Origin of the sequence: Cuspidothrix issatschenkoi CHARLIE-1, assembly GCF_002934005.1 — a bacterium.
Classification (GTDB): Bacteria; Cyanobacteriota; Cyanobacteriia; order Cyanobacteriales; family Nostocaceae; genus Cuspidothrix; species Cuspidothrix issatschenkoi.
The window spans coordinates 1-1,409 of record NZ_PGEM01000149.1 but is presented as its reverse complement, the minus strand read 5'-3'; the positions used below and the strand labels follow the sequence as shown (position 1 = coordinate 1,409).

The window sequence follows — 1,409 nt, the reverse complement described above, 5'->3', positions numbered from 1 at the left end:
AAACAGATATCAAACATCCCCAAAAACTCATCAGCCCAACCATAGTTAAACATCCTGGATATCCTTTAATCCTGGATATCCTGATTCAGACCTTAACGGGTGACAAGGCGGCTAAACAGCTTGTTTCATAAGGGATAGAGCCTGAAAGCCACGTTGAAAAAAGAGGCGTTTATGAGGCTTGAGATTGATTAAATTCAGAGCTAAATCACCCCATAATTCCATGCCATAAATCCATAGTTGTCCGTAGAGAGAAAAGCTAAAATCACTCTGACGTGGGTACTTGTCCTGATGTTGTTGAATACGTCCGGCATAAGTCTCTATACCTAATTTTTTCATCCGTTGACCGTGCATAGTGGCTAAACTATAAGCAATCACAATCAATAAAACTAAGGCTAAAAAACGAGTCTCATTTACTTTACTATCCTCTAAATTATAGCCACCAGTTTTACAATCCTTAAAAAACTGTTCAATTCCCCACCGACATCTATAGAGGCATAAAGTTTGTTGGAGATTTGGTAGATTCGTCAAGATATACCAAGGTTCTTTTGGTCCTTTTTTACGATATTTTCTTTTCCAATAAACAGCAATATTAAATAAACCTAATTCATCGCCTTTACCACATTTGACTCTCTCATAAAACTTCGACATCCCTGGCTTAAATCCTTGGTTCTTAAGAACTTGATATTCAAGTTCTGGTTTCTCTTGAAAATAAAGGTTTTTCTTCTGACGTAAAGCAAAGTATACTCCTTGCTCATCAAGCCATTTAGCCAGTTTTGGACTATGAAATTCTCTATCTGCCAACACCACAATTCGACATTTTTTTAATAATTTTATTGCCGTCTTTATCAATCTTTTTTGGGTTTGTAAGTTACTATTTCCGACATGATTTAATGTTTCCCAATATAGTGGTAAGGCGTGAGTACCCCATACCAATGTCACCATAAATATATTCCGTCCTTTCCACTGTGTTCGATCCAGTGCCACCATCCAATAACCATATTTTTGATATTGTTTTTTTTGAAAATAACGCCGCTGTTCTCGATTCAATTGTTTTGGTATTAACGATTGTCTAATCCAATATTTTATTAATGGAAACCATAATAATTTTACGCAGAGTTTACCTATTCCTAAAAATCTTTGTAGATTACGTTTCCTGCTTTCATATTTAATTGGTTGGGGAAACAAGCTGGCTAATTTTGACAGTTTTACTTGACGATGAGCCTGTATCAATAACAACAATATTTTTAGTGTCAAATACTGCTGTTCACTCAAATGCTTTCGGAAAATTGTTTGATATGATTGTGGTAACATTTTTTTGCTTTGGGGCTTCCTTATCCCTATTTTTTTACCCCCTTATTTTCTCAAATTATTGCCACATCTCATCTTCAACCGTCTTGTCACCCGTTAAG

1 protein-coding gene is annotated in these 1,409 nt (G+C 35.6%); it reads right to left on the bottom strand.

Translation table 11 applies throughout. The features are described 5' to 3' along the window. Positions 1-111: 111 nt before the first annotated feature. Positions 112-1,311, bottom strand: a complete 1,200-nt coding sequence (locus tag CUN59_RS17820) for an IS4 family transposase (RefSeq protein ID WP_104389109.1) — start codon at positions 1,309-1,311, stop codon at positions 112-114. Between the last annotated feature and the right edge of the window lie 98 nt (positions 1,312-1,409).

Excerpts from the sequence above, each read along its gene's own strand:
- CUN59_RS17820 (WP_104389109.1), bottom strand. The coding sequence starts at position 1,311 with ATGTTACCACAATCATATCAAACAATTTTCCGAAAGCATTTGAGTGAA.